This is a genomic window from Thermotoga sp. Mc24 (genome assembly GCF_000784835.1).
Classification (GTDB): domain Bacteria; phylum Thermotogota; class Thermotogae; order Thermotogales; family Thermotogaceae; genus Thermotoga.
On sequence record NZ_JSFH01000004.1, the window covers coordinates 114,067 to 135,063 of the forward strand.

The 20,997-nt window shown below is 45.9% G+C and carries 19 protein-coding genes; 3 read left to right on the plus strand and 16 right to left on the minus strand.

The features are described 5' to 3' along the window. The 11 genes from MC24_RS01335 to leuS are packed head-to-tail and all read right to left on the minus strand — an operon-like array spanning window position 1 to window position 12,536. Complete coding sequence (locus MC24_RS01335; RefSeq protein WP_038051845.1) at window positions 1-852, minus strand: YitT family protein; 852 nt, start codon at window positions 850-852, stop codon at window positions 1-3. Between the two features lie 24 nt (window positions 853-876). Beyond that, on the minus strand, window positions 877-1,758 hold the full coding sequence (locus MC24_RS01340) for a damage-control phosphatase ARMT1 family protein (RefSeq protein ID WP_038051848.1): 882 nt from the start codon (window positions 1,756-1,758) through the stop codon (window positions 877-879). Next, window positions 1,739-2,005, minus strand: a complete 267-nt coding sequence (locus MC24_RS01345; protein ID WP_038051856.1) for an acyl carrier protein — start codon at window positions 2,003-2,005, stop codon at window positions 1,739-1,741. Before MC24_RS01345 ends, MC24_RS01340 begins: the two co-directional genes overlap by 20 nt. A 58-nt stretch (window positions 2,006-2,063) precedes the next feature. Further along, on the minus strand, window positions 2,064-4,235 hold the full coding sequence (locus MC24_RS01350) for a sodium-translocating pyrophosphatase (protein ID WP_038051861.1): 2,172 nt from the start codon (window positions 4,233-4,235) through the stop codon (window positions 2,064-2,066). 3 nt (window positions 4,236-4,238) lie between these two features. Beyond that, window positions 4,239-4,523: a DNA topoisomerase gene (locus MC24_RS09955; RefSeq protein ID WP_268745454.1), complete on the minus strand. Its 285-nt coding sequence runs from the start codon at window positions 4,521-4,523 to the stop codon at window positions 4,239-4,241. Beyond that, a complete protein-coding gene (gene rgy / locus MC24_RS01355) occupies window positions 4,520-7,543 on the minus strand; it encodes a reverse gyrase (protein WP_268745458.1) in 3,024 nt (1,007 codons plus the stop codon). Before rgy ends, MC24_RS09955 begins: the two co-directional genes overlap by 4 nt. Continuing rightward, a complete protein-coding gene (locus MC24_RS01360; protein WP_011943349.1) occupies window positions 7,540-8,754 on the minus strand; it encodes an adenosylhomocysteinase in 1,215 nt (404 codons plus the stop codon). The genes rgy and MC24_RS01360 overlap by 4 nt, the downstream gene beginning before the upstream one ends. Then, window positions 8,751-9,206: a YqeG family HAD IIIA-type phosphatase gene (locus MC24_RS01365; RefSeq protein WP_038051871.1), complete on the minus strand. Its 456-nt coding sequence runs from the start codon at window positions 9,204-9,206 to the stop codon at window positions 8,751-8,753. The genes MC24_RS01360 and MC24_RS01365 overlap by 4 nt, the downstream gene beginning before the upstream one ends. After that, window positions 9,203-9,424, minus strand: coding sequence for a DUF4911 domain-containing protein (locus MC24_RS01370; RefSeq protein WP_038051874.1), 222 nt, complete (start codon window positions 9,422-9,424; stop codon window positions 9,203-9,205). The genes MC24_RS01365 and MC24_RS01370 overlap by 4 nt, the downstream gene beginning before the upstream one ends. Window position 9,425: 1 nt before the next feature. Further along, a complete protein-coding gene (locus MC24_RS01375) occupies window positions 9,426-10,052 on the minus strand; it encodes a redox-sensing transcriptional repressor Rex (protein ID WP_038051877.1) in 627 nt (208 codons plus the stop codon). Between the two features lie 9 nt (window positions 10,053-10,061). Further along, on the minus strand, window positions 10,062-12,536 hold the full coding sequence (gene leuS, locus MC24_RS01380; RefSeq protein ID WP_038051880.1) for a leucine--tRNA ligase: 2,475 nt from the start codon (window positions 12,534-12,536) through the stop codon (window positions 10,062-10,064). A gap of 91 nt (window positions 12,537-12,627) precedes the next feature. Here leuS and MC24_RS01385 point away from each other — a divergent pair, with 91 nt between their 5' ends. The 3 genes from MC24_RS01385 to ruvA are packed head-to-tail and all read left to right on the plus strand — an operon-like array spanning window position 12,628 to window position 15,667. Then, complete coding sequence (locus MC24_RS01385) at window positions 12,628-13,800, plus strand: phosphopentomutase (protein WP_038051882.1); 1,173 nt, start codon at window positions 12,628-12,630, stop codon at window positions 13,798-13,800. 11 nt (window positions 13,801-13,811) lie between these two features. Next, window positions 13,812-15,104 (plus strand): bifunctional folylpolyglutamate synthase/dihydrofolate synthase, encoded by a 1,293-nt coding sequence (locus tag MC24_RS01390; protein ID WP_156105001.1) that lies wholly within the window; start codon window positions 13,812-13,814, stop codon window positions 15,102-15,104. Next, the gene (gene ruvA, locus MC24_RS01395; protein WP_038051886.1) at window positions 15,101-15,667 is read left to right on the plus strand and encodes a Holliday junction branch migration protein RuvA; all 567 of its coding nucleotides are present in this window, start codon (window positions 15,101-15,103) and stop codon (window positions 15,665-15,667) included. Before MC24_RS01390 ends, ruvA begins: the two co-directional genes overlap by 4 nt. Here ruvA and MC24_RS01400 read toward each other — a convergent pair. The 5 genes from MC24_RS01400 to MC24_RS01420 are packed head-to-tail and all read right to left on the minus strand — an operon-like array spanning window position 15,644 to window position 20,906. After that, a complete protein-coding gene (locus tag MC24_RS01400; RefSeq protein WP_038051888.1) occupies window positions 15,644-16,432 on the minus strand; it encodes a DUF368 domain-containing protein in 789 nt (262 codons plus the stop codon). The genes ruvA and MC24_RS01400 overlap by 24 nt on opposite strands. A gap of 2 nt (window positions 16,433-16,434) precedes the next feature. Beyond that, complete coding sequence (locus tag MC24_RS01405; protein WP_038051891.1) at window positions 16,435-17,271, minus strand: tetratricopeptide repeat protein; 837 nt, start codon at window positions 17,269-17,271, stop codon at window positions 16,435-16,437. Continuing rightward, window positions 17,250-19,565, minus strand: a complete 2,316-nt coding sequence (locus tag MC24_RS01410; protein ID WP_038051894.1) for an alpha/beta hydrolase — start codon at window positions 19,563-19,565, stop codon at window positions 17,250-17,252. Before MC24_RS01410 ends, MC24_RS01405 begins: the two co-directional genes overlap by 22 nt. Continuing rightward, entirely contained in the window at window positions 19,562-20,380 is an 819-nt protein-coding gene (locus tag MC24_RS01415; protein ID WP_038051897.1) for a polyprenyl synthetase family protein, read from the minus strand. Before MC24_RS01415 ends, MC24_RS01410 begins: the two co-directional genes overlap by 4 nt. After that, entirely contained in the window at window positions 20,361-20,906 is a 546-nt protein-coding gene (locus MC24_RS01420) for a bifunctional nuclease family protein (protein WP_038051900.1), read from the minus strand. The genes MC24_RS01415 and MC24_RS01420 overlap by 20 nt, the downstream gene beginning before the upstream one ends. Between the last annotated feature and the right edge of the window lie 91 nt (window positions 20,907-20,997).

The following is a 20,997-nucleotide window of genomic DNA, read 5'->3' on the forward strand; positions in this document are numbered from 1 at the left end:
TCACAACTCCTCCAGTTCTTTGAACCCTTCTCCGAGGGCCTGCCTCACTTCCTTGATTATGACGAAGGCTTTTGGATCAGCCTTCTTTATGAACCTGATCAGTTCGTTCAATTCTCTCCTCCTCACTACCACCAGAAGTATCTTCTTTTCTTTGCCGGTGTAAGCTCCCTTTGCGGGAATGTAAGTAGCCCCTCTTTGAAGAACGTTCAGCACAAAGTCTTTTATATCGTCGCATTTTTCAGAGATAATGATCACCTCACTCGACTGCTCAATACCTCTCATCATGAAATCCACCATTATACCGTTCAAAATAACTCCAAGAAGTGCGTACATACCTGTTCTGGCACTGAAAACAAGTCCTGCAAGCACCGCTATCGCGACATCCACCATGAGCAGCCCCGTTCCCATAGATATCCAGAAGTACTTGTTCAGAATCCTGGCCAGAATATCCGTTCCTCCTGTGGAAGCGTTCTGGGAGAAAGTTATGGCAAGGCCGGAAGCTGTGAGTATGGTTCCAAAAAACACGGCAAGGAACAGATCGTCACCGGTGTACTTTGGAAGGGGAATAATGCGGTCGAAAAGATCCACGAAGAAGTTAAAAACAAAGGTGCAATAAATAGTCTTCGCACTGAAATCGAATCCTATCGTCAAGAAAGCTATCAAAAAGAGCAAACCGTTGAGTATGTACATCCACACACCAACGGGGATCGGCACAAAACTGTGAAGTATTATCGAAAGACCGCTCACCCCACCGGCTGCTATGTCGTTCGGTATGAGGAAAACAACGAGCCCAACGGCAGTGATCAACGTTCCAAGAGTACTCAGCACGTACTCTTTGATTTTTTCTATCAACTTCTTTCACCTCCATGAGAAAAATCAGAGGGAGGAAGAAGAGATGAAGACCTTACCGCCCAGAGGAACGTTCAGTACTTCGGCAACGAAATCACACTTTGCTGTCAGGAGGAAGAAGAGATTCTTTTTCCCCTCTTCGTAGAGACCTTCGAAGTTTCCCTGGCCTTTGGAGATCACAACATCGAACTCAAAGAACGCCTTTCTGAACTCTTCACTCGCCTTATCAAGCATGACGCCAGGTTCGTCCACTCCAGAGCTAATAACAGTGGCGATTTCCTCTAAACCTATGTACTTCGCGTCCTCGATGGTTGCGTCGTTGATAATGGGTTTGCCACGAACCGCCACAACTACCTCCAGCGATGGATTCTCCATCTTCAGGACTTCTATGAAGAACTTGTCAAACACGATTTCTCCCGCGTTGTCAGCCACATAGAACAGAGTGGAAGCGTTCATTAACACATTCCTGAATTCCTCGAAATCTTCTCTGTCGAACGGCCTTTCGTAAGCCTCGTGTAGTTTTTCAAAGATTTCCTCAACACTCCATCCCGGTATCCCGAGATCTATCAGATTCCCAGAAACGGCGAGTTTTGCAGCCGAATACACAGGGTCAGGAGAGTTCAAAATCTCTGGCCTGAACATTTCAACGAGTTTCATGGCCATATCGTTCGATCTTCTTTTCTCTTCTTTGAACGGATCTTCTTCCTTTATGTACTCCATTATGAACCTGTGAACCTCTCCGTTCACTTCGAGAGGCTTCATACCCCACTTCATTTCACTCATAATCCTGAAAACTTCCCTGAAGATCACCCATCTCTTTTCAGGAGAAGTTATGGTTTTCTTCAGAAGATTCTCCGCCTGTCTGAGGCTGCAGATCAGACATCTTTCGTCAGCTCTCAGATACCTCATCATCGATCTCCTCCAGCTTCTTGATTACTATATCGATCAGATCCTTAACCTTTCGAATTTTCGATATCTCCTCATCTTCTATTCTCAAGGCAAATTCATCTTCGAAGAACATCACAAGGTCTATCACGTCTATCGAATCGAATCCAAGCTCTTCAAATGTGTTTTCCTCATCAACCGTTTCAAGATCTTTCCCCATTTTCTCTGACGCGATTTCGACAAATTTCGCCATGAGCTTTTTCCTTTCCACGTGAAGTCCCCCCATGAAATCTTACCACAATTTTAAAGGGGGCCGAAGCCCCCGTTTATCAGAACAGGTGAACGTGTTTGAATATGGAGACCGCTATCACCGAGACCACCGACATGATCTTTATGAGAATGTCAAGAGAAGGTCCAACGGTGTCCTTGAGAGGATCTCCAACCGTGTCTCCTATAACCAGAGCTTTGTGCGGCTCGGAACCTTTTCCATACCCTTCCAGATTACCCGCTTCCAGGTACTTCTTCGCGTTGTCCCAGGCTCCTCCAGAATTGGCCGTCAGAATTGCGAGCATCGCACCACTGAGGACCGTTCCTATCAACACTCCTCCAACGAACTCCGCTCCGAGGAGAAAACCAGTCACAAGCGGTGTGAGAATCGCTATGAACGCAGGATAACCCATCTGCTTCAGAGCGTTGTCGCTGGTGATCTCAATACACCTGTTGTAGTCAGGCTTGGCCTTACCTTCCAGCAGTCCTGGGATTTCTCGAGCCTGTCTTCTGATCTCATCCACCATCTTCATAGCTGCCTTGGTAACTGCCGAAATAAGATATCCACTGAAGTAATATGTGATGGCTGCACCAAGGAGGGCGCCTGCTATGACCCTCGCATCGAGCATGTTCAGAAGAAGCACGAGTGAAGGAGGCTTCCCAATATCAGAAGGACTGATCTGGGAGAACATGTAAGACGCAAAGAGTGAAAGCGCTGCAAATATAGCGGATCCTATAGCGAATCCCTTTCCTATGGCTGCGGTGGTGTTACCGACCGCGTCGAGGTGATCCGTGATCTTTCTGACCTCGGGATCCAGTTCACACATTTCGCTTATTCCACCCGCGTTGTCCGCAATGGGACCGTAGCTGTCAACAGAGACGGATGTTGCAACAAACGAAAGCATTCCAAGCGCGGCAATCGCCACACCGTAGAGACCCGCAAAATAATCAGCAAAGAGGATACCAAGAACAAGTGTTAGAGTGGGGAGAAACACGCTCTTCATACCAAGTGAAAGTCCGTTCGAAATGACCATTCCGGTCCCTTCGATAGAAGATTTGCTCAGAAACTGGGTCGGTTTGTAGTGGTAACTCGTGTAATACTCGGCCCAGAATCCTATGATGATTCCCGAGAAGATACCTATGATCGCTGAGAACCAAGGTGAGATGGCTCCAAATCGGAATCCAACTACATCGAGTCCCTGAAGATCTTTCAGATAGAAATACGTCAGAAAGGCTGTGAGGACAACTGTGAGCAGCGCAGATGTCCAGAGGCTGATGTTGAGTTCTCTTTGAGGATTATCAGATGGCTTCTTTACGATCACGTACAGTATTCCAAGCATCGAACAGCCGAGACCGGCAAGAGCAAAGAAGATAGGATAGCTTATGAGCGCCTGTATCGTCTCCTTTGGTACCTGATGTACCAGATTCTCACCTATCTTCTGAACGTAGATCGGGAACATGTAAGAAGCGAGGATTATGGAAGAAACTATCGCTCCAACAAAGCTCTCCAAAAGGTCCGCTCCGAGCCCCGCAACGTCTCCCACGTTGTCTCCCACATTGTCTGCGATCGTTGCCGGATTCCTGGGATCGTCTTCCGGGAGGTTCAATTCGGTTTTTCCAACGAGGTCGGCTGCCATATCAGCGGCCTTCGTGTAAACTCCTCCACCGACCCTATCGAACATGGCAATGATTGAACATCCAAGGGCGTATCCAGAAACGGTCATCGCGAAAGGAACGAAGTTTATTCCAAGCCAGTTCGTGTATATATTAAGATTGTCCAGTTGTCCCATCCACTTCCCAAAGATCAGATACACCAGAACGAGTCCAAGCAGAGCGAATCCACCAACGGAAAGACCCATAACGCTTCCACCTTGATACGCCACTTTCAGAGCGGGGCCTATCTTCTTTATGGTTCTGGCAGCCTCCGCCACCCTGACGTTTGCCCTGGTGGCCATCTTCATTCCCACAATACCAGCAGATGCACTCATAACGGCTCCCAGGAGAAACGCCACACCCGTCTGCCAGGTTGTGAAGATCATGAGGAGTATCGCTATGACGATGGCAACTTTAAAAATGGCTTTTGTTTCGTGTGCAAGGAAGGAATCTGCTCCACTTCTGATGTAAGAGGAAATCTCTTTCATCCGCTCGGTCCCCTCTGGTTTTCTGACGACGGCTGCGAAGTTTGCGGCAGCAAAACCGAGTGCAACAAGCGGAATTAAAAAGAGCAGCCACATACATTACCCCTCCTCCATGAGAGATTTTATTTCTTCATATAAAAGCCTCAGAGTTGCTTGATAATCTTCCTCTCCCCTTTCCACCTTATCCATGATCTCCTCTAATCTTCGTGTGGTCTCTTCTGTGACGTATTTCTCATAACGCTCTTTCAGATAGGAATAAACCTTTACACCAAGTCTGGTTGGTCGAACTCTTTTGTATTTGTCTTCGTACACATAGCCTCTTCTGAAAAGCACCTCTACTATTTTTGCATAAGTAGAAGGTCTTCCAATACCTCTTTTCTTCATTTCTTCCACAATAGAAGCCTGAGTAAAGAGAGGAACGGTGTGTTTTTTGTAAAACTTTTTTCTTTTATCTTGTAGTTTCTGTGTTCAAATCTTGGAGAAACTGTTAACGGCACGAAGAGATTCCAGCCGTTTTTCAAAACCTCGATTATCTGTTCTATTCCTAACCGTTTGCCATTCAATTCGACCGTTGCGATCTGTTTCTTCACCTTCACAGCCGCGGATTGACTGGCAAGAAAGCGGTTGAAGATGAGTTCATAAACTCTCAAATGTTTCTTGGTGAGATCGGCTATCAAACCTTCCTCGACCATCTCCTCGAGTTCCCTGGCATCTATAGGCTTCACGGGCCTTATCGCCTCATGAGCACCTTCTGTTGACCAGCTTCTTCCCATGAATATATCCTCTTTTCCTATCTTCTTGAGGTAGGTTCGCGCGACGTTCTGACCTTCAAGAGAAATCCTTGTTGAATCCGTTCTGTGATAGGTGATGAAACCTTTTTCAAAAAGATCTTGAAGGATGTCCATCACTTCTTGAACACCGAGCCGCAATTTTTGTGAAATCTCTGATAGTGCCGAAGACGTTGTGTAGGGTGGTAGCGGATTTCTTTCTTCTTCGACTTCCTGTAGTTCTACAACGGTTACCACGTCATCTGCGATTTTCCCTTCGACTTCCAGATTCACACCGTTTTCCAGAACAAGGAGAGTGAAATCCTTTTCGCTCTTTTTGTATTCTTCTTCTCTCTCTACTATCCATCCCAGAACGGTGGATTGCACCCGGCCTGCCGAGAGATTCGATCTTCCAAATCTTTTCTGCAGTTTTCCACTGAGTTCAAACCCTATCCACCTGTCCTGCACTCTCCTCACGATCTGTGCCTTCACCAGATTGAAATCAACGAACCGGACGTTTTCCCTCGCTTTTTTGAAACCGTATCTTGTGATTTCGTGCATTTCTATTCTCCTCAAAGATCTGGTGGCCGGAAGAAGATACTGAGTCACATCCCAGGATATCTTCTCTCCTTCAACATCCGGGTCTGTTGCCACAAGGATTTCGTCTGCCTCCAGAGAAATCTCTCTTAGGGCTCTGAGCGTTTCTGTCTTATCATCTATGTTTTTCGAAGAACATACAGGACACTCATCCCTATCCTCCGTGAACTGATATCCACAATCCCTGCATCTTTTCAGAGAGTTGTACACGGGAACGAATTTTCCATCTTCTTCTACTCCGTGGATTCCTCCCCTTGTAACAAGATCGTAGACGTGTCCCCTCGTCGCGGTGAAGAGTACCACTCCCTCGCCTGTCACCGCTTCATGGACAATTATGTTTCTCTCTTTCCGAGAAGAAGCTCTTCCAAGGAACCTGGAGAGCGTCTCGGCTTTGGTCGGAGACTCCACAATGATCAGGAGAGATTTTGATGTGTCGGTCAGTTCCCCTTCAATTCTTTTTCTGCTTTCCTCTACCTCGTGAACCAGTTCTTTCCAGTTCGCTTCGGACTCCTCTATTATTTCTTCCTCTGCTATGAGAAGGAGTCTTGTTTTCAGTGATTCGAAAATTTCTTCGTCTTCTTCGAAGATCACAGAAACACCCTTGACCAAAACGCCGTTCAGTATTCTGGAGGATCTACCGGACGCCTGTATGTAAGTGTAAACATCTGGAATAATCAACTCCAAGTCTTCATCTTTAACAACCGCTCCTCTGAATATCTCTTTCACCTTCTCAACGAATTCCTCTTGAGATAAACGTTCTTTTGCCATCTTCCTGAGTCCCTCAACATCCGGGTTCTCTTGGACTTTTATCAATCCCATTTCCTTTAAAACCCTGGCAAGAACAAACCTCGGTACTCTGTCGAGCTCAAGGGAAAATCTCATGGAAGGTGTCCCCCAAAAGATCGCATATTTTATTCTTTCGGGAAGATCGACACCTCTCGTCAATTTTCCGTAGTACGCCTGAACACCTATCAGAACGTTGAGTTTTCCCGATTTGAAATCCTCGAAATTCTTCTCAAATTCAGACCAGGTCTCTCCCACATTGAATTTGAATCTTCTCAGGTATTCATAAAGCTCTTTACCCTCTTCTTCAGTTTGTGCGAAGATCAGTATCCCATCTCTGAAAACCTCCAGCAGCTCTACCAGTTTTTCTTTCGATCTGGAGGAAATCCTGACATGGGTGATGTTTCTCGCCACTGAAACCAGCCTTCCGACGGTGAAATTGAGGAGATCTCTGAAGAGAAGGGGCCTTATCCCACGCGGTTTGGCGGTGGCAGAAGAAACCACAAGAATACCTGGCTTCAGGTTTTTTGGCCTTTCGTAAATCCTTCCCTGCTTTATAGCCGAGAAAGCCTTTTTTATGATCTCTTCCGGTATTCCAACCATCATGAGCAACGTGTCTATGTTCCGGGAGGCCTTGAGAACAGCATCCACATCGTCCACGAAAACAAAATCAAATCTTTTTTGGGAGAGTTTTTCTCTGTTTTTCGAAACGAACTGAGTGGAGAAAACCAGAATGTGGTAATCGTCTTCCTCAAAGCTTTTCTCGAACTTTTCCTTTTCTTCTTTTTTCATCGAGGAATAAAAACCGAGGATTTTCACTTTTCCATCGGAAAACTTTTGAAGTCTTTCGAGAGTTTGTTTCACCAAGGCAACGGTTGGGAAAATGAGGGCAGATTTTCTTCCTTTCTCTGCCAACCACAGGGCTGTCATCATCCCAAAAGTCGTCTTTCCTACACCGGTTGGTGCGACCATTGTGAAACTCTTTCCCTGAATGATCCTCTTTGCCCACAACCTCTGATAACCCGTCAAATCCTTCCCGAATTTTTTCTTGAAGAAACTCCTGAAATCTTCATACTCGTTCCAGAATTCGTGGTAGAAACGATACTCCTTCAGAGTCTTTCTTTCAAGAAGGGCCCCATAAATGTCAGAAGGGGACTCCTCGGGAAGGCAAACCTCACAAGGAAGTCCCCTTTCGTTTCTTTCATCGGTGTTCAATCCCCCACAGTTGATGCAAGAATGATGGTATTTGGAATTCACTGCCAACTTCTCAGATACCTCCTTTGTTTCTCTGTTAGTTCGTCTATCTTTATTCCCAGAGAATCCAGCTTCATCCTGGCCACTCTTTCGTCTATTTCATCTGGAAGCGTGTACACCTTCGGTGACATTTTTCCATGATTTTCGAGAAGATAAAGCACGGCGAGGATCTGAAGCGCAAAGGACAGATCCATTATTTCTACTGGGTGGCCATCCCCCGCTGCCAGGTTGACCAGCCTTCCCTCCGCGAGCAGAAAGACCGTTTTACCGTTCTCCAGAGTGTACCCTGTTACGTTCGGTCGCGCTTCGAACTTCTCAATCGCAATTTCCTCCAGCACTCTCACCGGGATCTCCACATTGAAATGCCCCGCGTTTGCCAGAACTGCCCCGTCTTTGAGTGAAAGAATATCTTCCTTTGAGAGGACGTCGGTGTTTCCTGTGGCTGTCACCACGAAATCAGCAATCTTAACGGCTTCCCTCATAGGCATAACTGTGAATCCATCCATGATTGCTTCGACAGCCTTTACAGGATCGACCTCTGTCACGATCACCTTGGCCCCAAGTCCTGCCGCACGGAGAGCGATCCCCCTTCCGCACCATCCGTATCCCGCCACCACAACGTTCTTTCCAGCAACGAGAAGGTTCGTATTTCTCATGATGGCATCCCATGTGGACTGACCCGTTCCGTATCTGTTGTCGAAAAGGTACTTCATCTTGGAATCATTCACAGCGATAACAGGCACTTTCAGTTTTCCTGTTTCTTCCAATGCCTTTAAACGTCTCACGCCTGTCGTGGTTTCTTCAGAAACTCCTTTGAGATTTTCGAGAACGTCCTCTCTTTCGGTGTGAGAAATAACCGTGAGATCCCCTCCATCGTCTATTATGAAATCCGGTCTTTCATCCAGAACCCTCATGAGATTTTCACGGTAGACGTTCTCGTCGTGTGTTCTTCTCGCATAAACGGTTATTCCTTTCGATCTGAGCGCTTCCGCTACATCATCCTGTGTTGAAAGTGGGTTGCTTCCTGTAACCACCACTTTCGCTCCAAGCTTCGACAGAGTAATCGCAAGATAAGCCGTTTTTGCTTCAAGGTGTATGCTCATTCCAACGGTGAAACCAGACAGCGGTTTTTCACTTGAATACTCCTCAGCGATTTTGTTCAAAAGAGGCATGTATCTTGAAACCCAGTTTATCTTCATTTCGCCAGTTTTCATCGCTCTTTTCCCTCCAGTATTTTCTCAAAAAATCTCAGAATCTTTGTTCCAAAGAACTCTCTTTCACTGATCGGTTTTACTTTTATCACACGAAATCCGAAAATCTTACCAGTGAGCACATCTGTAAAAATCTGATCTCCTATCATCATGCATCGCTCTGGATCGATTTTTTCCTTTTTCAGGAATCTCCAGAGCTTCAGACTGAAAGGCTTCCCCGCTCTCCAGACGAACGTAACTGGAAGATCGACCTTCCTTGGTTTTCCATTAGAAACGACAACCACACGAGCTCTTTTTGCCAGTTCGATCAACAACCTTCTCTTACTCTCTTCGAGTTTGCTCTCTTTCCACGGAACAATGGTGTTATCGAAATCGAAAAAGAAACAGGTGTAGCCTTCTTTCAAAAGACTTTCGAAGTCTATATCTTCGACCTTTTCAACTCTTTCGACTTTCATGCCTCGCCGGGATTCTCCTTTATCTCGAGGATCTCAAGATCCACCATCTCCTTACATCCTTCAAGGAGCTTTATGGCCTCCTCGGGAAAAGGAGTGATTATCTTTAAAACTCCATCTTCATATTTTCTGATGTTGAACATATGCTCTTCCACTTCGAGAAGATAGTTCAGAAGGTGAACATCCTCCTTTGAAACCCTCACGTAAACGTCGTATTCCATGTCAGTTGTTCCTCCTCACGATCTCGAAGGTGAGAACTCTCAGAGAAGCGGTTATGTCTATGTTCTCCACCGGGACGGACACCTTTATCTTCACGGGGGCGAAATTCAAAATACCCATGATGCCTGCTTTTTCCAGTCTTTCAGCTATTTCTTGAGCGTGTTCAGCGGGAACAGCGATCACTCCTATTTCGACGCCGTGTTCTTCAACAAATTTTTCGAGTTCACTCACATCACTCACAACGAGCCCAGGTGCCGCCTCCTTTCCTATCTTCGACGGATCACTATCGAAAATACCCACTATTTTGAAACCTTTCTCTCTCATTACAGCATAGTTCGAGACGGCTCTTCCTATGTTTCCGGCTCCCACAATGACCAGCTTCCACTCTTTCTTGACACCGAGAATCTCACCAATCGCATCGTAAAGGTGTTCCACGTTGTAGCCAACCCCGCGCTTTCCAAACTCCCCAAAGTAGGACAGATCCTTCCTTATCTGACTCGCTTTGAGATCGAGCCTCCTTGCGAGCTCTTCCGAGGATACCACCTCTACACCTTCATCGAGGAGCCTTTCAAGGCACATGTAATAACTTACCAACCTTTTTGAAACGGGCTTCGGTATCTTTTCCGCCATTCTATCACCTCATACCACGATATTTACGATTCTTCCCTTTACATAGAAGAACTTCTTTATCGGTTTGCCATCGACGTGTTCCTTGACTCTTTCTCTTTCGAGGACGATCTTTTTCAGATCCTCTTCAGAGATATCCACGGGCACAACCACTTTGTCTCTCACCTTTCCATTTATCTGGATGGCGATTTCGACTTCCTCTACTTCGAGCGCTTTCGGATCGTAAGAAGGCCAGGACTGCTGGACAACAAGACTATCGTTTCCAAGATCGTGCCAGAACTCTTCTGCAAGGTGCGGTGCGAAAGGAGAAAGAGCGAGCGTGAGTTTTTCTACTATCTCTCGCAGGAGTTTCCTGTTCCATTCTTCCTGCGGTACACTGTTCAAGTACTGACTCAGGTGGTTCACGAGTTCCATCAAACCGCTTATAGCGGTGTTGAACTTGAATCCACCCTCTATATCCTCCGTTATCTTCTTGATGATACTGTGGAGCTTTCTTCTGAGTTCCTTTTCTGTGGAGTTTTTCAAGACAAGATTCTCCGTGTTTTCTTCTTTCACAAACGGAAGAACCGTGTAGAAGGTGTTCCAGAGCCTTTTGATGAACCTGTGAACACCCTCGATACCGGCGTCGCTCCATTCGGCGTCTTTCTCTGGAGGTGCCATGAAGAGTATGTACATTCTCAGGGTATCCGCTCCGTATTTCTCTATCATTTCATCTGGAGACACCACATTTCCTTTCGACTTGGACATCTTGGCACCGTCTTTGTAAATCATTCCTTGCGTGAAGAGGTTTGTAAAAGGTTCGTCGAAATTGAGATAACCAAGATCGTGCAATACCTTGGTTACGAATCTGGAGTACAGCAGATGCAGTACGGCGTGTTCCACCCCTCCGATGTACTGATCTACCGGTAACCAATAGTTCACGTCATCGGGCTCGAAAGGCTTGTCTTCCAAGTGAGGATTCACGTATCTGAGGAAGTACCAGGAAGAATCAACGAAAGTGTCCATGGTGTCCGTTTCTCTCTGGGCTTCTCCACCACAGACGGGACACTTTGTCTTCTTGAAACCTTCGTGGAAAGAGAGAGGAGATTGACCCGTCGGAAGGAATTCCACGTCTTTTGGAAGCCTCACAGGAAGGTCCTCCTCTGGAACGGGTACAACGCCGCACTTCTCACAGTAGATGATGGGGATTGGAGCACCCCAATACCTCTGTCTCGATATGAGCCAGTCTCTCAACTTGTATTGGACCGACCTCTTTCCAATGCCTTTTTCCTCGAGCCAGTTTATGACTTTTTCTATTCCTTCGTTGCTCGGTGTTCCATCGAACGGTCCGGAGTTCACCATAATACCCTCGTCTTCGTAGGCTTCTTCCATCTTCTCCGGATCGAGATCTCTGTCTGCCGGTTTGATCACAACCCTTATCGGTATCCCGTACTTTCTGGCAAAGGAGAAGTCCCTCTGATCGTGCGCGGGAACTCCCATGATGGCACCTGTTCCGTACTCCATGAGGATGTAATTTGCCACGTAGATTGGTATCCTCTCACCGGTCACTGGGTTTATGGCGTACCTTCCCAGGAAGAACCCTTCTTTCTCGGCCTCGACAGAGGTCCTTCTGAATCTGTCCTGTTGCTTTACACGTTCAAGAAACTCTTGAAGATCTTCTTTTTTCTCCTCAAGAACGAGCTCTTCGACGAGGGGGGATTCCGGTGCAAGGGCCATGAAAGTGACTCCCCAGAGTGTGTCAGGTCTGGTTGTGAAGACCTTGATCTTTGTATCCGATCCTTCGACAGGAAAGTCTATTTCCGCACCGGTACTCTTTCCTATCCAGTTTCTCTGCATGGTTTTGACATGTTCTGGCCATCCTGTGAGCTTGTCTAGGTCGTTCAGCAGTCTCTCCGCGTAATCCGTGATTTTGAAAAACCACTGCTCGAGGTGCCTTATGGTGACGCTCGTTCCACACCTTTCGCACTTTCCGTCTTTCACCTGCTCGTTCGCAAGAACTGTTTTACACTTGGGACACCAGTTGACAGCTGCCTTCTTCTTGTAAGCCAGCCCGTTCTTGTAGAGCTGGAGGAATATCCACTGGGTCCACTTGTAGTACTCTTCGTCGCAGGTCGCTATTTCTCTGCTCCAGTCGTAGCTTATACCGAGTTTTTTCACCTGTCCTCGAATAGTGTTGATGTTCTTCCGCGTCCACTCTTCAGGATGGATTCCCTTTTCGATCGCAGCGTTCTCGGCGGGAAGTCCGAATGCATCGTATCCGAACGGATGAAGGACGTTGTATCCTCTCATCCTCTTGTATCTTGCGACTATGTCACCTATGACGTAGTTTTTCACATGCCCCACATGGAGAGTTCCAGAGGGATACGGAAACATCACGAGGGCATAATACTTGGGTTTCTCAGACCTCTGAGGTGTATAGAAAACCTTCTTTTCTTCCCATACTTTCTGCCATTTTTTCTCTATTTCCTGTGGTCTGTATTCCTTCATGTCTACACCTCCTGATATTTCCTTCTCAAAGTTAATAATATCAGATTTTTCAGCCATTTGTGATAGAATTCTTCGGAAAGGGGCTGGAAGGATGAGGGTGGTACTGATAGTTTTGGACAGCGTGGGAATTGGTGAGATGCCCGACGCTCATCTGTACGGTGATGAAGGGAGCAACACCATTGTGAACACCGCGAAAGCGGTGGGCAGTTTGCATCTTCCAAACATGGCAAAGCTGGGGCTCGGCAACCTCGACAACATACCAGGAGTTGAACCTGTGAAACCCGCAGAAGGTATCTACGGAAAAATGATGGAAAAAAGCCCCGGCAAAGACACGACGACCGGACACTGGGAAATAGCGGGTGTCGTTCTCAAGAAGCCGTTCGACCTGTTTCCAAATGGTTTTCCTAAGGAACTGATAGAAGAATTTGAGAGAAGAACGGGGAGAAAAGTCATAGGTAACAAACCAGCATCTGGTACGGAAATCATAAAAGAACTCGGTCCTATCCACGAAAAGACCGGTACTCTGATCGTGTACACATCAGCGGACAGTGTGTTTCAGATAGCGGCAAAGAAAGAGATCGTTCCCGTAGAGGAACTCTACAGGTACTGCAAGATCGCCAGAGAACTTTTGGACGAGATGGGATACAAAGTTGCCAGGGTCATCGCAAGACCCTTCACGGGGGAGTGGCCCAACTACGTTCGGACACCCGAAAGAAAAGACTTCTCGCTTGAACCGGAAGGTAAAACACTCCTTGATGCTCTCACAGAGAACGGAATACCCGTTTACGGTGTTGGCAAGATCGCAGATATATTCGCCGGAAGAGGTGTGACGGAAAATTACAAAACGAAGGACAACAACGATGGAATAGACAAAACGATCTCTCTCATGAAGGAGAAAAATCATGATTGTCTGATCTTCACAAATCTTGTGGATTTTGACACCAAGTATGGTCATAGAAACGACCCCATTTCTTATGCCAGAGCCCTCGAGGAGTTCGATGCAAGATTGCCTGAGATCATTCAGAATCTGAAAGAGGATGACGTTCTTTTCATCACGGCAGATCACGGATGTGATCCCACAACGCCCTCAACGGATCACTCTCGGGAAATGGTCCCTCTCCTTGGGTACGGCAGTAGACTGAAAAAAGATGTGGACGTTGGCATCAGAGAAACCTTCGCCGACCTTGGCCAAACCATCGCCGATATCTTCGGAGTTCCTTCCCTTGAAAACGGCACCTCTTTCAAAGACCTCATATGGGGGTGAAAGATGAGACTATGGTATACCTCGACGTTCTCAAATACCTTTATCACAAAAGACCTATGGGAAAAGTGAAACCAGGCCTTGAAAGGATCTCAATGCTGCTTTCAAAACTGGGAAATCCCCATCTGAAATACAAAACCATACACATAGGCGGCACGAATGGGAAAGGTTCCGTAACGAACATGATAAGTCATGTTTTGATATCTCAGGGATACAGAGTGGGATCCTATTACTCCCCTCATCTGAGCACGTTTAGAGAAAGGATAAGGTTAAACGAAGAATACATATCCGAGGAGGACGTGGTGAAGATTTACGAAAAGATGGAGCCAATTCTGAACGAGCTCGATAAAGAAGAAATACTCTCCCCAAGCTTTTTTGAAGTCGTGACAGCGATGGCTTTTCTCTACTTTGCGGAAAAAAACGTCGACATTGCCGTTCTGGAAGTTGGCCTTGGAGGCAGACTGGACGCAACGAACGTTGTGTTCCCTCTTTGTTCCACCATCGTCACGGTAGACAGAGATCACGAAAAAACACTGGGATACACCATAGAGCAAATCGCATGGGAGAAAGCCGGAATAATAAAAGAGGGAGTTCCACTTGTGACCGGAGAGCGAAAAAAAGAAGCCCTCAAGGTGATGGAAGATGTCGCTAGAAAGAAGAATTCAAAGGTGTACGTCATAGACAGAGACTTCTCTGTCAGGGTTAAATCTCTGAAGCTTCACGAAAATAAATTCGATTATTACGGGGAAAACACCTTCGAAGATCTCGTCCTGACCATGAACGGTCTTCACCAGGTAGAAAACGCCGGGGTTGCCTTGAAGACCATTGAAGCAGCAGGACTTCCGGTGAGCGAGAAAGCAATACGCGAAGGCTTGAAGAATGCAAAAAACCTGGGGAGATTTGAAATCTTGGAGAAAGACGGGAAGACGTACGTCCTCGATGGAGCGCACAACCCTCACGGAGCGGAAAGCCTCGCCAGAAGCTTGAAATTGTACTTCAGCAACGAGTCTTTGAACCTGGTAATAGGCATTCTGGACGACAAGAACCGGGAGGATATTCTTCGAAAGTATACCGGAATCTTTGAAAGGGTCACAGTCACACGCGTTCCTTCACCTCGTATGAAAGACATGAGCGGCCTTGTTGACACAGCGAAGAAGTTCTTCAAAAACGTGGAAGTCGCAGAAGACCCTCTAGAAGCGATTGAATCCAGTGAAGGGACCACGGTTGTTACAGGTTCACTGTTTCTGGTGGGATACGTGAGAGAATATCTGACAACCGGAAAGATAAGCGAGGAGTGGAAAATATGATTGCGGGAGTTTCTGGAAGAGTTTTGAAAAAGAGTGGAAACGTTCTCCTCGTGGAAACAAAATCCGGTGTCGTTTTCGAAATCGTCTGTGACGTTCAGACCAGTGAGGAAGTGGAAGAAGGCAAGGAATGTTTCCTCCACACGTTTTTGAGCGTTTCACAAGACGGCATCACTCTCTACGGGTTTTCAAACGAAACGAAGAAGGAGCTTTTCCTTTCCCTCATAAAGGTCTCCAGGCTTGGACCAAAAACGGCTTTGAAAATCATCTCGAATGAAGATGCGGAAACACTGGTGGCAATGATCGCCTCACAGGACGTGGAGGGCCTTTCAAAGCTCCCCGGTATCAGTAAGAAAACAGCGGAACGAATCGTGATGGAATTGAAAGATGAATTCGAGAGTGCTGGAATAAAAGACATGAGAATCTACCACGAATCCTTAGAAGCTCTGGTGTCACTGGGATATCCGGAGAAACAGGCAAGAGAAGCCGTGAAACACGTGTACAAAGAGGGAATGAAAACATCCGAATTGATAAAAGAAGCCTTAAAGTTTCTGAGTCACAGATAGTTTCTTCTCAATACGAAGCAATACGAATCCAAGAGTCAGTGAGAGCACAAAACTCAAAATAGAGGGTAAAATAACGTTTGTATCCATCTTTTTCGGAAAAACCTCGTAGAGAGACGCAAGGATCATCCCACCGATGAAACTGTAAGTTTCCTCCCGGAACTTCTTCAAAAGAAAGTTCATGATCTTCACGGAGGCGAAAATGCCGGCGACAACTCCGATGGAGAATATCAAAAGTTCACCAACTATCAGGTGCGAAACCAGATAGAGAACGCGATCGTAAACACCGAAAATCAGAAGGATCAGCGAACCGCTTATACCGGGCACCACCATGGCCATCGCCGCTATGAAACCCGCCAAAACGAGAAAGAACAAGTTTTCTTTCGCAGTTGTTCCACTTGAAAAATGCAACACGAAAATCAGAACCATCCCAAGAAGGACAAAAAATACGTTCACGGGTTTGATCGAGAAGTACTCCTTTGTTTTTACAAAGCTAACGATGACGAGTCCTAAAAAAAAGAAATGCGTTGGAACTGGGTACTTCGAGAGGAAGATTTCTAAAAAGTGTGCTACACCAAATATTCCTGCTAAGATACCCATTCCCACTGGTATCAGCATCTTCAGAGATTTCGAATCTCCATGGAAAAAAGAATTCACGGATTCTATCAGTTTCTCATAGATACCCATAAGAACGGCGATTGTCCCACCACTGACACCCGGTACAACGTTCGCTATTCCCATAAGGACGCCTGAAAAGAAGAACCACACTTTCATTCCTCCCTGAGTTTCTTCTTGGCCGCAAGAACAAGTTTCCTTGCATCTTTTTCATCGTACGCTTCTTTCTCTTCCAGCTCTTTGATGACCTCTTCTACATCAAGGTTCACTTCCTCTGCCGTGAGATCATCTGGTACTTCCGCTGAATTTTCGAGGATTTTTCTGGCTCTGTTTTTCACCTCATCGATATCCACATATCCTTCACGATTAGATTCCTGGACCTTACCGAGGAGTTCTTCCAGAAAATCGAGCTTTTCCGCAAAGGTTTCACTTGGTTTCTCCTCCGAAATCTCTTCGACAGTATCTTCTGGCAGTTCCTCAAAAACTTCTGGAATCCCCTCGGCAACACTGGATTTCTTCTCAGAGCGTATCGCCAGGCGCTTCATCAAGAGCCTTTGAAGATAGAAAACCGATAAGAAGGTAGCAGCAGAAACAACCACCGGCAGCCAAAAAGGAATACTATTTGTAGCTTCAGCCTTTTTTGATTCAGAACCTGCCTTCTCGGTCTCTATGTATTTTTTCCAGACCTCTTCCGGCACACTCAATCTCTTCAAAATTTCTTGTGCCACCACGTTGTCTGGAAAATTTGAAAGATATGCACGAGCTTTCTCGTAGTCACCTGTTGCGTAAGCACAAATTCCCATTTTCAGCTTCACAAGGGGGTCTCTTTCTTCAATGGTTGGATCCTCTCGAAGCGCGTTTTCAAAGAGTTCGAGTGCCCTTCTGTAATCGCCTTCGAGGTACGCGTTCAAAGCACTGGAATAGAGATCACTGGCAACAGAAACAAGAGAAAACACGATGAAAATCAAAATCAATCCTTTGACAACCGCCACTCTTCTATCGATACTCTCACCTTCTCATCGAACACAATGAAAAGACCCTCGTTCCCCGGGAACACATCGATGATCCCCCTGTCGAACCGCTGAGCTTTTCCATCAGAAAGATCCAGAATGACGCCATCGTAAACAACCAGTATTCTGTCCTGAATGTTCAGAATCTTTTTTGGAACAGCGAAACCGTAGTTTTTTATTTCTGATTTACTGCTGGAAATGAAAGCGATAGATCCATCGTTGAGCAAAATATAGAACGCATCGTCTTTGAAAGAAGCATCTACTATCTTCACTTTCTCTCCGAACAGAGAACTCAGTACTCTTCCCTTCTCCTTGAAATCCAAACCTATTGCAATGACTTCTCCGTCCGTTATGAGAAGGTAGTTTCTACTCTCCGATTTTATATGAACCGCTGTACCGGGAGAGGTGGCGAGTAGTTTTTCCGTTCCACTCCTGAAAAGATAGTACCTCACACCGCCAGGAACCACTCTGGCGTGGAGGATCGCGTCTCTTGTTATCAGAGCGTCGCTAATATCACCGGTAAGAGAAAAAGGTGCGTATTTTTTTATTCCTATGTTGTCTATTATGAAAATGTCGCCTTCACCTACAAACGATACGTAATCTTCTACCTTTTTAAAAAATTCTATTTTCTTGTCGAAAACCTTCTTGTTCCAAGCAAAAACTCCCGACTCGTTAGCGATGTAGACTTCCTTACCTACCAAGGCTCCCGACAAATAGGAAGAAAGCTCCAGAGATCGGATCCGTTCTAAAAAGTTTTCAAAGAGAATCTTAACTGGCAGAACAGAAAGTTCAGTGTCTTCCGTTTTTTTTACTTCAACAACTTCTTGAATATCTTTCTCAGAGAGCTCTGGGTTTTTCGATGAGAGGTATTCCTCATAATCATCGCTTCTGAAACCAGAAAACATCTGAACTTCGTACTTCAAGAGATCTCTTATGTGGGATACGTTCTCCTCGCGGGAATAGAGGTCGTAAAAATTCCCCTTCAACTGCTCAACTTTACCCACCCGACAGGACTGAACGGAAACAAAACCATCTCCCCTTCCTTTTACGAACTCCGGATAGAACCTTTCGAGTTCCGTTCCAGACACATCAACTCCGTAAGGCGGTGTGTCTCCACAGATGGATACTATTTCCACATCGTTTCTTGAAAATTCCCCGAGTTCTTTCACAAGTTGAGAATCTGGAAGGATCTCCTGTACCACCTCACCCAATGTGTCTATGAGATTTCTGATGTGCAATGTCAACATCTTCAGCTTCGTCCACTCTATTCCGAATATGTCCCCCAACACCTCTGGATCTTTGCCGTAGAAGATAGAAGAGAAGTAGAGGGGATTCACCACGTTGGTACCCTGAACCGGTGTTGAAAGAAGTACAACTTTTCTGACGTTGTTCACTTCGGGATGACGTTGCAACATTCTCAAGACGATCAATCCACCCGTTCCATGTGCAAGGATATCGAACTCATACTGGGAATATTTCAAGATCTCTTGGGAGAGGAAATCCGCTTCGAAGTCGATGAAACTTCTCCTTCCTTCCTTTTTTATGAAATTCCTGTACATTTCACTATAAGCCAGAGAACGTGATCCATAAAGGGCATATTCGTACGTCATTATCGTTCTATCGGGGAAAATCGTCTCCCATATGTTGTTGTCCTTAACGACACCCTCAAAGGTAGGATCTTCTCCTGGGACCAGAAGAACAGCCGGCCCGGAACTGTTCACAGCTTCCCTCAGAAGCCTTATTCCATGTTTTTGAAAACCGGTCGATCTCAAAATCACTCCAAAAACAGAAAGATGATACGTGAAGGCCTCTACAAAATAGCCCCTTTCGTCCTTTCCTATCATTGACCCGGGAATGATACGATATCCACCATCATTTGTCGCATACGCAAGGGCGAGATTGTTGTAATTCTCACCTCTGAGATATTTGGCGTCGAAATAGTATTTGAGACGTATCGGTTTCAAAGCAAATTCATCTACACCGTCCGCAAATTCCACCCTGTAAAGATCTCCCACAAACACATTCGAGTAAAATTTCCTTTCCTCATCAGAAACTCTTGTGATCTTCAAAACCTTTTGTCTTCCAAAAGCACCAGGTGGTATCTCCACCCTCAGATTGACAAAACCAGACTCTGCCCCTTCTTTTCCAATTTTCAAGGAGCCTTCTTTTTGAAAAAAGAACAGAAGGAGAAACACCGTTATGCTTATAAACATCAGGGTGAAAAACAGAATCTTTCTTTTCAAAACAATTTCCAGGAGTTTTTTTAAAAAACTCATCTCTCCTCCACCATCTGTTTGAGTTCTCTCAGAAGAGCCAGTGTGCGAAAGAGTCTTTCCGATTCAATACCTCTCAGGACCTCTTCATAATACATATCGGCCATTTCACGAGCCTTCTGAATTCCTATTTTTTTCACAATCGTCACCTTTCCCACATCTTTTCCAAGGTCCTTCCCTACCTTTTCGAAAGATCCAAGAATGTCTTTCAGATCGTCGTATATCTGAAAAGCCACCCCGAATCTCTCTCCAAGGAGTTTCATTCTGGTGTGATCTTTTCCCTTCAGGATGAATGGAGCAGAGAAGCAGAAGGCAAAGAGCGCTCCTGTTTTGAAAGCGTACATTCTCTCCACCATCTCCCGTGAAACCTCCATCTTTCTTCTTTCGAACTCCACATCCATTGCTTCTCCCAAGAGAAGCTTGTAGGCCGTTTCCGAAAATTCCTCAAAAATCTTTGAATTTCCGATTTTAGATATCTGGGAAAAAGCGAGGAAAAACAGTCCATCTCCTGCGAGAAGGGCGATATCTTCACCATAGGCCCTGTGACAGGAAGGCCTTCCTCTCCGAAAATCCGCGTTATCTATTGGAGGAAGGTCATCGTGTATCAGCGAAGCCGTGTGAAATAGTTCCACGGCCACCGCCACGTTGAAAAGTTTCTCTTCTTCCACCCCCAAGTCCTCGCCCAGTGTCAAAACGAGGAGAGGGCGGATCCTCTTCCCCCCGGCCACCGTGGAATACAGCATGGCTTCTTCTGTGAGAAGATTCCATCCAGGCTTCAAGATCTCGTGTATCTTTTCCTCAACTTTCTCCTTCTTCATCTTCTTCCCTCTTCTTTTCTATCATCTGTTTGAAGGTATCTATGTTTAGATTTTCAACGAATTTCTTGAACTCCTCTTCCTCATCTTGTGTTTCGTTTATTTCCAATTCGATGGAGTGTTTCTCCACCAGACTGTCCGATACAAAAATGGGAGCTCCGGTCTTCACAGCGAGTATGATCGCATCAGAAGGTCTGGAATCGATGTCTATCAAAGCGGCTTCTTCATCTTCCTCATCTGTGTACGTGAGATCTCTTATCACGAGGGTCGCGTAGAAAGTGTTATCCTTCAAAGAGTGAATGATCACCTTGTCCACACGTGCTTCGAGAGATTCGAGAACGCTCAAAAGGAGATCGTGAGTCAGAGGACGTGGAAATTCCATTTTCTCCATTGCGAGGGCCAGAGCGTGTCCTTCACACGCTCCTATCCATATAGGAAGCACTCTATTTGTACCTTCGATACCGAGTATAACAACCGGCGTGTTACTCACTCTATCGAACGCCAGCGTCTTCACCCAGGCTTTTCTCAAGACAGTTCCCTCCTTTCCAAAACACTCTGCACCAGACCTTATTTTACAACTAAATTTCAATACGAAAAAGGTACCGTTCAGTTCCTGTAGA